The 12,829-nt window shown below is 56.4% G+C and carries 16 protein-coding genes; 3 read left to right on the top strand and 13 right to left on the bottom strand.

What is annotated here, in order from left to right:
* Positions 1 to 157: 157 nt before the first annotated feature.
* Positions 158 to 289, bottom strand: a complete 132-nt coding sequence (locus tag AC5EFR_RS15715) for a hypothetical protein (RefSeq protein ID WP_493576733.1) — start codon at positions 287 to 289, stop codon at positions 158 to 160.
* Positions 290 to 322: 33 nt separating this feature from the next.
* Between AC5EFR_RS15715 and AC5EFR_RS15720 the strand changes: the two genes are divergently transcribed.
* On the top strand, positions 323 to 595 hold the full coding sequence (locus AC5EFR_RS15720) for a hypothetical protein (RefSeq protein ID WP_493576734.1): 273 nt from the start codon (positions 323 to 325) through the stop codon (positions 593 to 595).
* A 2-nt stretch (positions 596 to 597) separates the two neighbouring features.
* Here the strand turns inward: AC5EFR_RS15720 and AC5EFR_RS15725 are convergent, their stop codons facing one another.
* The 4 genes from AC5EFR_RS15725 to phnG are packed head-to-tail and all read right to left on the bottom strand — an operon-like array spanning position 598 to position 3,318.
* Positions 598 to 1,200, bottom strand: a complete 603-nt coding sequence (locus tag AC5EFR_RS15725) for an HAD family hydrolase (RefSeq protein ID WP_493576735.1) — start codon at positions 1,198 to 1,200, stop codon at positions 598 to 600.
* Positions 1,197 to 2,294: a carbon-phosphorus lyase complex subunit gene (locus AC5EFR_RS15730; protein ID WP_493576736.1), complete on the bottom strand. Its 1,098-nt coding sequence runs from the start codon at positions 2,292 to 2,294 to the stop codon at positions 1,197 to 1,199. Before AC5EFR_RS15730 ends, AC5EFR_RS15725 begins: the two co-directional genes overlap by 4 nt.
* Positions 2,294 to 2,863, bottom strand: coding sequence for a phosphonate C-P lyase system protein PhnH (gene phnH, locus AC5EFR_RS15735; RefSeq protein WP_493576737.1), 570 nt, complete (start codon positions 2,861 to 2,863; stop codon positions 2,294 to 2,296). Before phnH ends, AC5EFR_RS15730 begins: the two co-directional genes overlap by 1 nt.
* On the bottom strand, positions 2,863 to 3,318 hold the full coding sequence (gene phnG / locus AC5EFR_RS15740; protein ID WP_493576738.1) for a phosphonate C-P lyase system protein PhnG: 456 nt from the start codon (positions 3,316 to 3,318) through the stop codon (positions 2,863 to 2,865). Before phnG ends, phnH begins: the two co-directional genes overlap by 1 nt.
* 103 nt (positions 3,319 to 3,421) lie before the next feature.
* Between phnG and phnF the strand changes: the two genes are divergently transcribed.
* Positions 3,422 to 4,132: a phosphonate metabolism transcriptional regulator PhnF gene (gene phnF, locus AC5EFR_RS15745; protein WP_493576739.1), complete on the top strand. Its 711-nt coding sequence runs from the start codon at positions 3,422 to 3,424 to the stop codon at positions 4,130 to 4,132.
* Here phnF and AC5EFR_RS15750 read toward each other — a convergent pair.
* From AC5EFR_RS15750 to phnC, 5 genes are all read right to left on the bottom strand, one after another.
* A complete protein-coding gene (locus AC5EFR_RS15750) occupies positions 4,129 to 4,764 on the bottom strand; it encodes an LbetaH domain-containing protein (protein ID WP_493576740.1) in 636 nt (211 codons plus the stop codon). The two genes, phnF and AC5EFR_RS15750, sit on opposite strands and share 4 nt — an antisense overlap.
* 1 nt (position 4,765) lies before the next feature.
* Complete coding sequence (phnE, locus tag AC5EFR_RS15755; RefSeq protein WP_493576741.1) at positions 4,766 to 6,079, bottom strand: phosphonate ABC transporter, permease protein PhnE; 1,314 nt, start codon at positions 6,077 to 6,079, stop codon at positions 4,766 to 4,768.
* Positions 6,076 to 6,942, bottom strand: a complete 867-nt coding sequence (phnE, locus tag AC5EFR_RS15760; protein WP_493576742.1) for a phosphonate ABC transporter, permease protein PhnE — start codon at positions 6,940 to 6,942, stop codon at positions 6,076 to 6,078. The genes phnE (AC5EFR_RS15755) and phnE (AC5EFR_RS15760) overlap by 4 nt, the downstream gene beginning before the upstream one ends.
* A 66-nt stretch (positions 6,943 to 7,008) precedes the next feature.
* Positions 7,009 to 7,911, bottom strand: coding sequence for a phosphonate ABC transporter substrate-binding protein (gene phnD / locus AC5EFR_RS15765; protein ID WP_493576743.1), 903 nt, complete (start codon positions 7,909 to 7,911; stop codon positions 7,009 to 7,011).
* Between the two features lie 61 nt (positions 7,912 to 7,972).
* Complete coding sequence (phnC, locus tag AC5EFR_RS15770) at positions 7,973 to 8,788, bottom strand: phosphonate ABC transporter ATP-binding protein (RefSeq protein ID WP_493576744.1); 816 nt, start codon at positions 8,786 to 8,788, stop codon at positions 7,973 to 7,975.
* A 384-nt stretch (positions 8,789 to 9,172) separates the two neighbouring features.
* Here phnC and AC5EFR_RS15775 point away from each other — a divergent pair, with 384 nt between their 5' ends.
* Positions 9,173 to 10,009: a YihY/virulence factor BrkB family protein gene (locus tag AC5EFR_RS15775; protein ID WP_493576745.1), complete on the top strand. Its 837-nt coding sequence runs from the start codon at positions 9,173 to 9,175 to the stop codon at positions 10,007 to 10,009.
* Positions 10,010 to 10,157: 148 nt separating this feature from the next.
* On the opposite strand, the gene iolG is transcribed toward AC5EFR_RS15775, so the two are convergent.
* The 3 genes from iolG to AC5EFR_RS15790 are packed head-to-tail and all read right to left on the bottom strand — an operon-like array spanning position 10,158 to position 12,827.
* On the bottom strand, positions 10,158 to 11,156 hold the full coding sequence (gene iolG, locus AC5EFR_RS15780; protein ID WP_493576746.1) for an inositol 2-dehydrogenase: 999 nt from the start codon (positions 11,154 to 11,156) through the stop codon (positions 10,158 to 10,160).
* 1 nt (position 11,157) lies between these two features.
* Positions 11,158 to 11,988, bottom strand: coding sequence for a class II fructose-bisphosphate aldolase (locus AC5EFR_RS15785; RefSeq protein ID WP_493576747.1), 831 nt, complete (start codon positions 11,986 to 11,988; stop codon positions 11,158 to 11,160).
* Complete coding sequence (locus AC5EFR_RS15790) at positions 11,985 to 12,827, bottom strand: 5-deoxy-glucuronate isomerase (RefSeq protein WP_493576748.1); 843 nt, start codon at positions 12,825 to 12,827, stop codon at positions 11,985 to 11,987. The genes AC5EFR_RS15785 and AC5EFR_RS15790 overlap by 4 nt, the downstream gene beginning before the upstream one ends.
* Positions 12,828 to 12,829 lie beyond the last annotated feature (2 nt).

The raw sequence follows: 12,829 nt of genomic DNA on the forward strand, positions 1-12,829 counted from the left end.
AACGCCGAGCCACTCTGCACCAAGATACGAGTGGCAATTGGGTCTGGGTGGATTTCGATGGTTCGGAACGACGAGACTTCATGCATCCCAACAGGCCTGGAGGCGCGTGGTAACAAGAGGCCGATGTCAGCGTTGAAATTGGTGGAGACGATTGACATCACAACAACTCCCGAACCTGTGACGTGATCTCAAGCCCCGCAGGGTCGGCAAAGTGGATCGCATCCATGCTTGCACTAACCCCGTTGGCATTTTTGCCATTCCCAACAAAGATGGTGCTATAGTCACTCATGTCCTGCCCCACGAATTGCGAGTGTTGAGTGAAATGACCAGTGTTTTGATATCTGTTTTCTCTGGGTTCATCGTCGTTTTGGCGGTGTGGCGATGGCGCGAAAAGCGACGCAAAGAACGCAGATGGCAAAGCCTGCGCTCGCTTCCCGGCGGACTCTGGATTTGGACCGAGCATGACGGGACCGAAATGCGATCCGACATACATCCGCAAAGACCTGGTGGCGCATGGTTTAACGAAGGCGGATGGTTTGGCTACACGGGCGTCGTCGATGACAGCGCGCTGAGAGGCATGGATAACTCGCATTAGTGTCACAACAATTCCCGATCTTGTAATGCACTTTCCAACGCGTCTGGGTCGGCAAAGTGGATCGCATCCATGCCCGCCGCTTTGGCACCGGCGACGTTTTTGGGACTGTCGTCGATGAACACACACTCATGCGGGGCGACATTGGCGCGCTGGCACAGGATGTCAAAAATCTCGCGCTGGGGTTTGAGCAAACGCTCCTCACCCGAGACCACTGTGACGCCAAAGGCCGTGGACAATTCAGGATGCGTGCGACGGCCAACCGGCCAGGTTTGCGCCGACCAATTTGTGATGGCGTGAAGCGGAACATCGCGTGAGTGTAGACGGCGCAGAATATCCCACGTACCGGCGATCTTGCCCTGAATGGTGCGCTCGAACCGGGTCACATAGCTTGCCAATAGGGCGCTGTCGGTTGGATCGGCAAGCTCCTTTGCCAGATCAGCAAAGGTTTCGCCACCATCGGCGCGCAGGTTGCGGGCGGCAAAATCGACGCGTTCCATAAAGGCCTCGGCGGCGGCGCGACCACCCAATTCCTCGCTCCAAGCCAGATGCGGCTGCCAATCAAGCAAAACGCCGCCAATGTCGAAAACAACAACGGATGGGGTCATTCTGCGGCCTCCTTTTGCGGTTCCGATTGCGGGGCCATGGCCTCGGCCCGGACCTTGCGGATCAGTTCCAATTCCGATTGAAAATCAACGTAATGGGGCAGCTTGATATGTTCGAGAAAACCGGTGGCTTGGATGTTGTCGGCATGTGACAGAACAAATTCCTCGTCCTGTGCGGGGGCTCCGACATTGTCTTCGCCCAACTCTTCCCAACGCAGAGATCGGTCAATCAAGGCCATGGAAATCGCTTTGCGTTCGTTTTGACCAAAGACAAGCCCATAGCCGCGGGTGAACTGCGGCGGTTCGGTTTTTGACCCCATGAATTGGTTGACGGTCTCGCACTCGGTGACGGTGATGTCACCAATGTCGATGGAAAACCCAAGCTCCGGGATGTCCATTTCGACATCAACCGTGCCGATGCGCAATTCGCCGACAAAGGGGTGGTTGCGGCCATAGCCCCGTTGGGTGGAATAGGCCATGCCAAGCAAGAACCCTTCGTCGCCACGGGTCAATGCTTGCAACCGCAAGGGGCGATCGGCGGGATATTGCATCGGTGTGCGGGTCATATCGGGCGGGGTGTCGTCGCCGGAAAGTTCGGATTGGATCAAGCCTTCGTCATCGAGCAGGCCGGTGATCCGGGGCATGGTGTCATCCACCGCCTCACCCGATACGGCATTAGGGGCGATACCCTCGGCAGCAAGGGCGAAGTCCAACAGGCGATGGGTATAATCAAAGGTTGGGCCAAGGATCTGCCCCCCCGGCACATCCTTGAACGTTGCAGACACGCGGCGAATGCAGGACATGGCATCACAATCGACGGGATGGGAATGGCCAATGCGGGGCAGGGTGGTACGATAGGCGCGGATCAAAAAGATCGCCTCGATCATGTCGCCGCGCGCCTGTTTGATGGCAAGTGCCGCAAGATCAGGATCATAGAGCGAGCCTTCGGCCATGACGCGGGTCACGGCCAGCGCCATTTGTTCGCGGATTTGATCGAGCGAGAGTTCGGCAACATCGGTGTCGCCGCGACGTTCTTCGGCAAGCCACTCATGAGCGTTGTCGATGGCGCGTTCGCCGCCTTTGACAGCAACATACATCAGACGGCCTCCACTTGTGTGCTGCGCGGCAGGGCTGCGAGGTTTGTGCCAGCTGTGAAAAAGAAGTCTAAACCACAAGGGAACAGCATGTGATTGCGTTGAAACACGGCGATGCTTGGCAGCGAGAGATGAGTTTCGGTTTTGATGCCCGGCCCGGTGAGGCGGGCGCCGGATTGCGTTAGCGACGGCATCTCGACAATCAAAGTTGTGGAGCGATCTGGGTATTCGGGGGTGCCCATGGCAAAGGCATCAAGCGGCAAGAGGTGTTCCCATGCTCCAATTGCAAACTGGGCCTGTTTAGGATCGCAAAGTGGGGCACCGGTGTGAAAGGCGATCCAGGCGCGCAATTCCGGAGTGTCGAAATCCGGGGCCAGCCAAAGCGGCGTTTCGCCATCACAAAGCGTGAGTAGCAGACTTGCCGCCGCAGGGGACAAGGGTGCGGGACCCTTGGCAAGATTGAGGGGTTCGATTTTGCCAGGGCGAGCCATGGCCGACAGAGCGGCGCGAAAGGCGTGGGCGGAATCGGTGGATGGGTTTTGAAACCCGCCGTCTAGAGCCGTGTCGAGCATCAATCCTCTCCTCTGACCATAGTGAAAAAGTCGACCTTAGTTGCGCCGGCTTTTGCGGCGCGGTTGGCTTTGGCGGTCTTGAGTTCGCTGGCGAGCGGATCAAGTACGCTGGTGCGTAGGTCACTGGCCCGATCGGTTTGCATCAGCGCATCAATGAGCGCGGCGCGACGGGCATGATCCTTGTTGCGCCCCTGGACATAGGCGTGGCCAGTTTCCCCAGATGCGATGCGCAAAGCACAGCGCGTGACGGTCATTTCACCTAGGTTAAAGGCTGCTCCGGTCCCACCGGCGCGACCGCGCACCATGACGCCGCCGGTTTCGGGGAGGCGCATCCACGCAAATTCCGGGGCCTCTCCGGTCCGGTCAAAAAGCTGTTGAACGCGCTTTGGCGGTGCCTTGGCCAGCAGGCTCATCCAAGCTTTGCGGCTTTGGTGGTCATTTTGCGAAACGCTCATTTAGACACCTTGTTGATTTGTCTATTCTACTATACAACTAGACAAATCATAGTCGGAACCTCTGGGCTTCGGCAACTCAACTTTTGTGAAACTTTGGTAACGCATGGCGCGCACAGCGATTTGGAAATCCATTACTACCCAACTTGAGAATGACATTGCCGCAGGGCATTACGACACCGGTGACAAGCTGCCGACCGAAGCGGAATTGGCCACGCGGTTTGGTGTCAATCGTCATACGGTGCGCCGGGCGTTGGCCGATTTGGGCGCGCGTGGTATTGTGCGTTCCCGTCGGGGGGCGGGGGTGTTTGTGGATGCGCCGCCAACGGATTACCCGATTGGGCGCAGGGTGCGGTTTCACCAGAATATCGCCGCTACGGGCCGCTTGCCGACCCGGCAAACCCTCCGATTGGAAACCCGCCCCTGTGATCAGACCGAGGCCGAAGCGCTGGCGATCTCGCTTGGTGATCCGGTGTTGGTGTTCGAAGGGTTAACCCTTGCAGGAACGGCACCATTAGGGTTGTTTTTAAGCGTCTATCCGCTTGGCCGGTTGCCGAACATGGCACGGGCTTTTGAAACCACTTCCTCGGTCACCGAAGCGCTGCGCCTAAACGGTGTATCGGATTACACCCGCCGTGATACCCGCATGACAGCCGATTTGGCCACAGCGACCCAAGCCTTGCATTTGCGGATTCGCGAAGGGGACCCGGTACTCAAAACCGTGGGTATCAATGTTGATCCCGACGGTCAGCCGGTGGAGTACGGTACGGTTTGGTTTGCCGGGGAACGCGTCACGCTTACTGTTGCGGCGGACTAAGCGCCGTCGGAGGCAGAGCCCTCGTATTTCTCCAAAAACGCTTCAATCGGCATGTGCCGGAAATCCGCGATGCGGCCGCGGATCACGGAATGATCCCAATCCCACCACGCAAGGTCCAATAGTCGATCCGCGATCTCCGATGGAAACCGGATGCGCAGGGGGGTGGCCGGGACGCCGGCGACGATTTGATACGGGCCGACATCCTTGGTCACCACTGCACTTGAGGCGATCACAGCGCCATGGCCAATCGTGACCTCGGGTCGGATGACGGCGCCGTGGCCGATCCAAGTGTCATGGCCGATGGTGGCAACGCGGCTGTGGCGGTGTTCAAAAAATGCCTCATCCCGCCCGATACCGTCCCAATAATCATCGCTGCGATAAAGGAAGTGATGCAGGCTGGCCTGATCCATCGGGTGATCGGTGGGGCCGATGCGGGTAAAGCTGGCGATATTGGCGAACTTGCCGATCCGCGCATTGGCGATGTCGGCGTAGCGATCACAATAGGAGAAATCATCCATATGGGTATGGGTGATACGGCTGCCTTGACCGATTTCGGTAAAGGCGCCGAAGTCAGATTTAGTGATCGTACAATCGGGATGGATAAACGGGGTGTCGGGGGACAGGCGCGCCATATCAATGCCCCTCGTCGGTGCCGCGGATCAAACGATTGCGCAGCAGGCCAGAGAGCCAATCCATGAACATCACCATCAGGATCACAAGGATGATATAGTAACTCACCTCTTCCCAATCCTTTTGGGTAATCATCGCTTGCGTGAGTAAAAGACCAATCCCACCGCCAGTAATTGCCCCGATAATCGTGGCAGAGCGTGTATTGGATTCAAAGAAATAGAGGATCTGGCTAAGCAAGACTGGCGTGATTTGCGGGATCACCCCAAAGCGATACCGTTGCAGCGGTTTGGCACCGGTGGATTGAATGCCTTCGATCTGTTTGTCATCGATGTTTTCCAAGGCTTCGGAAAACATTTTGCCGAAACTGCCTGTGTCGGTGATCAAGATCGCCAAAGCCCCGGTGAGCGGGCCGGGCCCAAAGGCGCGGGCCAGAACGATGGTCCAGATCAGCGCATCAACACCGCGGAAAAAGTCAAACATCCGCCGCATGGCAAAGCGTAAAACCCGCAGGGGCGCAAAGTTGCGCGCCGCCAGAAAGGCCAGCGGAAGGGCAACAATCGCAGCGCCAAAGGTGCCCAAAAAGGCCATCAAAATGGTTTCAAAAATTGCCCAGACAACTTGGCTGTGCTGCCACATGCGGTTGTTCCAAAAGTCGTGCCAAATCTCAGATGCTTCGCCGTTGAACGCGCGCTCCATGAGGGCGACCGGACCAAGGCCGTGATAGGGGCTATCCAGAGTGAAAAAGAATAGCTCCCAGCCAAGCGCATAGCGGAACACCTCGGCTTTGGTTTTGGTGACGTTTAAACGCCCCGCCTCGGTGGTGAGGCTAAAGCGAGATTTCGACAGGCTAACCCAATCGGGCACAACCCCATCAGGAAAGGTCGCCTGCACCCCGTTGGCGCGACTGGCGGTGATGGTAATGTTACCGTATTTGGGATCACGATAGGTGGTCGTCTCACCCAAAGTAACGGTGACCCCATGTTTGAGATGAACAAGCGTCTCGTCACCGGGGGTGACCCAATCCGGGAAGGTGCCGTCGGGATAGGCCCCTTTGCGTTCACCTTCGATGGCGGCGGTGACGGTACCACTGCGAAAATCACGGGTGATGTGGGTTTTGTAGGAGTAGCTATCGGCCACCAAGGTGCGGGCATTTTTGAGACTGGCGCGCTCACTTAGCCCAATGATGTCGAAGCTAGTGAAGATATAGGCCAGATAGACAAGGATCAGCACCGGAACGGCCAAGGCAAAAAGACGTTTGCGGGCAAAGATTTGTTCCGCCTGAAGATGCAGTGCCGTGTTGGTTGTTGCGGCGCTCATAGGGTTGCCTCCAATTTGCGGTTACCGTGGGTTAGACGGTCGCGCAGCGCCGATGACAGCTGATCGACGATGACAATGGTGATGAAGAGCAAGACAAAAATCGCGGCGGCTTCGTCGTATTTGCCCTTGCCCCAGGACATGGCGTTTTTGAGTTCGTAGCCAATGCCACCCGCGCCGACAAAGCCCAGGATGGCCGAGGCACGGATGTTGATTTCAAAGCGCAACAAAGCATAGCTAAGGTAGTTTGGCGCGACCTGAGGGATCACCCCCAAAACCATTTGCTGGCCCCAAGTGGCCCCGACCGATTGCAGCCCTTCGACGGGTTTGAGCGAGGCGTTTTCGTTGACCTCGGAGAACAATTTGCCAAGGGCGCCGACGGTGTGCAGTGCAATCGCGATCATGGCCGGAACCGGGCCACCGCCCAGAACAAAGATTAAAACCAGAGCAATGACGATTTCGGGCATGGCGCGCATCACGTCCATGATCCTGCGGACCAAAGGAATGGCGCGCGGCCAACGCGCGAGGCCGCGTGTTGCCAAAAGTGACAGCACAATGGCCAACAAGGCGCCAATCAACGTCGCCGCCGCCGCAATGTTAAGCGTCTCGATTAAGGCGGGCATAAAGCGGACGAAATGGGCCGGAAATTCCGCCAGTTTTTGCGAAGCCTCGCCCAGAACTTCGGCTGGGAAGTCGAAAAAGTTCCGCCAACCGTCAACAAAACTCCCGGCGTTGCGATCATCAGCGGTGGCAAAGCCGGCCATCATCAAGACCACAAAGAGGACAAGGAAAATGCTATTGTAGAGACGTTTTCGTTGGGTCAGCGCTAGGTATTCGCTGCGCAGGTCGGTTGATAGATCGGTCATGGCGGCCCTGATGTAAATTGACGGGCTCCGCAGGAACGGAACCCGTCAGACAGTGTTGAAAATCGCTTAGTTCGATTTCAGTTTGCGCGCCTGAACGATCACGTCATAGGCTTCGTGGGTGATGGGCATAAAGCCTTTGGCTTCGCCCGCGGCGACACCGTAAAAGCATTCGTCATCCATGGATTTCAACGAAGCCATCAGACCAGTCATTTTGAGTTTGACGTCTTCGGGCAGGGCTTTGCGCAGAACAACGGGGCCTTCTGGGATCGGCTTGGACTGCCAGATTTGGACCATGTCGTTCATGTCGACCAGACCGGCGTCAACAGCGCGGCGCAGAGCACCGGAGTTGAAACCGTCTTCCCAGTTGCCAAGGCCATCGGCCCAAGTCACGCCGCCATCAACGTCGCCATTGTTGACTGCAACGATGGTCTGTTCGTGGCCACCGGTGAATTTGACTTCGCCGAAATAGTCACCCGAGGTCATGGTCGAACCGGTCGCCTGAGGGATTTCGATGGAGGGGATTAGGAAGCCGGAAGTCGAGTTTGGATCACCAAAGCCGAACACTTTGTCCTTCATGTCGTCAAGCGACGCAATGCCGCTATCTTTGCGGGCAAAGCCGATGGAATAGTAGCCATAACCGCCATCATTGTTGACCTTAACAAGGATCGGCTCAACGGCTTCTGGATCGGATAAATAGGTTTTGGCATAACCAGAGGCACCGAGCCAGGCCATGTCGATGGTGCCACCCAAAAGACCTTGGATCACGCCGTTGTAATCGGCTGGGGCAAACAGTTTGGTTTCAACGCCCAAAAGATCTTCGGTTTTGGCGCGCAGGCATTCGTTGTTGTTCAAACGGTCCTGAGCGTTTTCGCCGCCCAGAATGCCGATGCGGAATTCTTTGACGCCTTCGGCGGCCAAAGGTGTGGTGAGGGCGGTGGTTGCCAGAACGGCAGCAATCAGCTTTTTCATCGTGGGTCTCCAGTTGGATGTTGTCCCCGGTCGCAACTGCGCCGGGGTGCTGAGATGTCGATCAGGCCGGGATGGCCTGGTGTTGGGTTTTGGGTCGTTTCAGGGTGTCGATGCTGGTGCTAGTCGCGGCTTCGGAAAAGCTGGCATCAGCCCCGTAAATATCGCGCGCCACGCCGGTGGTGAGTTGGTCAGGGGTGCCGTCAAACACCACGCGCCCCATGCGCATCCCGATCACGCGGTCGCAATAGGTGCGGGCGGTATCAAGCGTGTGCAGGTTGGCGATCACTGTGCGGCCATCTTCGATGTGAATACGGCGGAGCGTGTCCATCACCACCTTGGCATTCATCGGATCAAGCGAGGCAATCGGTTCATCCGCCAGAATGATTTTGGGGTCTTGCATCAAGGCGCGGGCAATGGCGACGCGCTGTTGTTGACCACCAGAGAGTGCCGAGGCGCGCTTGGCGGCGTGGGCCTCGATGCTAAGGCGTTCAAGAATGTCGATGGCGCGATGGATGTCGGATTTGGGGTAGAGGTTGAACAATGTCGACAAGGTCGACCGCCGGTTCAAGGTGCCGTGCAACACGTTGGACACAACATCCATACGCGGCACAAGATTGAACTGTTGAAAGATCATCGCGCATTGCGATTGCCAATTGCGTTTGTCATGCCCCTTTAGGCCAAGAACATCGCGCCCGTCATAGCGCAAGGCACCGCTTGTTGCATCGGTCAGGCGATTCATCATCCGCAACAGGGTTGATTTCCCTGCCCCAGAGGCACCAATAATCCCAATCATCATCGGCTTGTCGATGGTCAAAGTGACCTTGTCTACCGCCACGTTGGACCCGAACTGTTTTGTCAGGTTTGAAAATTCGAGCATATTGCCCCCCTGTTCATCGCGGGGAGCAAGACCCGATTCAGATCACCGCGAGATGACAGTGACGAAACAGATTTGTGAAAAGGAACATTGCGATGGCACCAGAGTCCGAAAAGCCAACTTCCCGCCGTCTCATGCAGGTGCGCACAGAGCGCGGAGGACTCTTGCGTTGCTAAACAAGACCAAAATGCGCCACAACCAAAGGGGTTAGGCGGTTTGCATGTCGGAAGGATCGCCAAAGTGTTGCGTCCCAAACCGGTGGTGCGCTATGCGGCGATGTCTGAATTGTGGAATTACACCGCCATTTGGGGCCTTCGTTTCAGATGGACCCGAACCCAAGTATACCGTATTGAACCGCCCCGGCGACAGCGGACATAGGAGTTTACAGTGGTGCGTCTCTATCTTCTTGCTTTCAAAGACGCGTTGATCCGATTTGAGGCGAAGAAAGGCTGGGAGCGCAGCAGTCATATTGCGCTTTCGATGATGTTTGCCCTTTTCCCGTTTTGCATTTTTGTCTTGTCTCTGGCCGGTATGCTGAGCAGCGGGCTGGATTCCGAAAAGGTCATCAATCTGGTCTTCGGGGCTTGGCCTGATGTTTTTGCCGATCCGATCGTCAAAGAACTTGAAGCTGTTTTAACGCAAAGTGATGGGAAGACCGTGACCTTTAGTGGGTTGTTGGCGGTATTTTTCGCATCAAATGGGGTGAATGCCATTCGTGTGTCGATTACAGAAGCCTACCGAGAAGAAGACAAGCGCCCAATTTGGAAAACCCGATTGTTGTGCATCGGTTTCGTCTTGGCCGGAGGGGCGGTTTTAATCGGTGTTACAGCGTTGTTGTTCGCGATCCCGTTGTACATGGATTTGTTGGATGCGATAAAAATGAACGCCTTGCCAGATGTGCTTCGTGTTTGGAAAACCCCGTGGCTTGGGGCGTTGGCTTTTCTGATTATTGCGGTGATTGCCTGTCACAAATGGTTGCCGGGCGTGCATCGACCGGTCAAAGAGATTTTGCCAGGTGTTCTTTTGACCGTTCTGCTTTGGGTGAGCAGTGCCAAGATTTTTGAACTCTATCTGGTAAATTATTCAACCTATAGTGTTACCTACGCGGGTCTGGCCGGAATCGTCGCCACCTTGCTCTTCATGTATATGATGGCGGTGATCTTTATTTTTGGTGCCGAGTTTAATGGCCGTTTGGCGCGACGGAAATCTCCCCCTAGGGTTTGATCGACGGCGACAGTGCCGGAACCTTTGGGCTCAAGTGTCCCGCCACAATGCGGGTCTTTGGGGTTTGGACCGGGCTTGTCGCTTGGGTTAAATCTGCACCGGGGCCCGGTATGGACAGCCCGGTATGAACAGCCCGGTGCGGGAAACCCTAAAGACGATCTGAGAGGTCAATTGGGCGTTTCAATTGCCAGGATTCCGTTGCCGCATCCGCCAGAACTTGGGCCCCTAAACCATCCAAGAGGCATGGTGACGGAGGGGTCCCGCCCTGAACCGAGCGCACGAAATGCGTCATTTCTGCGCGATAGGCGGCCTCGTATCGTTCCAAGAAGAAATGTTGCGCCGGGGCTTTTCTAAATCCCTCTTTGGTTGCAACTTCGACGGTGTTTTCCAGCATATTCTCTGCCCTTAGCATCCCTTTTGAGCCGTGCACTTCGATCCGTTGGTCATAGCCATAACTGGCCCGTCTTGAGTTGGATATTTGACAGATCTTGCCGCTGGCGGTGGTTAGAGTCACAGCGGCGGTGTCGACATCACCGAGCTTGCCAATCTCGGGATCGACAAGAGACGACCCAACCGCGAAGAGGCTAACAGGGTCTTCGCCGAGTAAAAACCGCGCCATGTCCAAATCGTGGATCATCATATCGCGAAAAAGCCCGCCCGAGCTTTGGACATAAGACAATGGAGGTGGGGAGGGGTCACGAGATTGGATATTGACCAACTCAACAGAGCCGATTTCACCGGCCTCAATCCGGGCCTGCACATTTGCAAAATTCGGATCAAATCGGCGGTTGAAGGCGGTCATAAACGGCACGCCGGCTTTGGCGACAACTTTGGCACAATCGCGAATGCGATCCGCCGACATATCAACCGGTTTTTCGCACAAGATCGCTTTGCCCGCTGCGGCGGCGCTGTGGATCAGATCATAATGCGTATCGGTCGGGGTTCCGATCACCACCGCGTCAACCTCATCCGATGCAATCAAGGCTTCTGGCGTCATGACCTGAGCGCCCGATTGGGCGGCCAGAGCTTGGGCCGGTTCGGCAAAGGCATCGGCCACGGCGGCAACCGTTGCCCCGTCGATTTGGCCGATCGAGCGCGCGTGGACAACGCCAATCCGGCCACAGCCAAGTATTCCTAATCGCAGCATTTTAAGCCCCCTTGAATGCGCTAAGCACACGGCGGGCCGCTTTCACCACCGGATCGTGCGTTTCACTTAAGATTTGTACCCGGTCAAAGCGATCTGGGTCGCCGGTGACCGCCTCGCGCAGGGCGGCACCAAAGGCCATCCGCAGCTCGGTTCCGATGTTGAATTTGCAGATATTTGACCCGCGCGCCAAAGCGGTACGTTGGGCCGTTGGAACACCCGACCCGCCGTGAATTACCAAGGGAACCGATGTGACGGCTTGAATGGCGCGAATGCGATCTTCGTCGAGACCGGCGCCATCTTGTTGTTGCAAATGAACATTGCCGACGGAAATGGCCATCGCATCGACGCCGGTTTCCACGGCGAATTGCGCGGCCTCTTGGGGGTCTGTTCCGGCCGAGTTTTCGCCACCCGAATAGCCGACAAACCCAATCTCGCCCTCACAGGACACACCCGCAGAATGCGCCATCTCAACAATGGCGCGGGTTTCGGCAATATTCTCGGCAAGCGGTTTGCGTGATCCGTCAAACATCACCGAGGTAAAGCCGCTGTCGATGGCTTCGCGGCATTCGTCCGAGGTGTAGCCATGGTCCAAATGGGCAACCACCGGCACGCTGGCAGCTTCGGCCAAATGGCGGAACATTTTTCCCAGAACCGGCAGTGGGGTATGGGCCCGGCAACTTGGCCCGGCTTGCAAGATCACCGGGCAGTTTTCGGCCTCGGCGGCGGCAACAAAGGCCCGCATATCTTCCCAGCCAAGCGTGACCAAACCGGCCACTGCATGGCCATTTTTCAGAGCGGGTTGCAGAACGTCTGCTAGTGTAACAAGGCTCATTTGAATTTGGCCACCATGTCCATGATGCCCGGTATCGTATGCAGCTGTGCCTCATGTGTGGGTTGGAAATATTGCTTCAAACTGCGCTGCGTGAGCCCACCCAGAATGGTAAAATAATACATTTGATATCCGGGAAGCACCGCACAGGGGTGATAGCCTTTGTCGATCATCACCGTGGACCCATCCATGATGTGATAGGCATCACCGGGTTTGTTGTCTTCGCGCTGCAACATCTGAACACCCGAGCCGTAGTTGGGCTTGAACCGAAAGTTGTAGGTTTCGTCGTGCCGGGTTTCATCGGGAAGACGATCGGTGTCGTGTTTATGGCTTGGAAACCCAGACCAGCCGCCTTCGCCGACGGTGAACAATTCGGACACCAAGAGACGGCCGACCTTGTCATGGTATTTTGTGCCAAGGATGTGTTTGATTTTGCGGTGGGTTTTGGTGTCGTCCGACCCGTATTGTACGGTGTCAAGATCGGCGGCGCGCACGTCAAAGGGTTCGAGAACCTTGTCGTATTTCGCCCCGGCGATAAAGGTTTCGGTGGCGTCGGTTTTACAGGTGATGCGCACCTTGGCCCCCACCGGCACATAGACCCCTTCGGGGTCACCATCCCAGACGTCTTCGGTACGCAGGCCGAGATCGGGATAAGATGCGCCGTCAACCTCGACATCGACAGTTCCGGTGGCGGGCACCACACAGGTTTCATAGCCCGGCACCGCATATTCAAAGGTCTCGCCTTTGCGCAGCTTGACGATGTTGAAGTAATTCAGCGGCACCAGATCGTGCCCGGCATCAACGATGGGTTTGTTTTGGTTGTCAAACGGCGCAATGTGCATAG

This window comes from Pelagimonas sp., assembly GCF_058892305.1.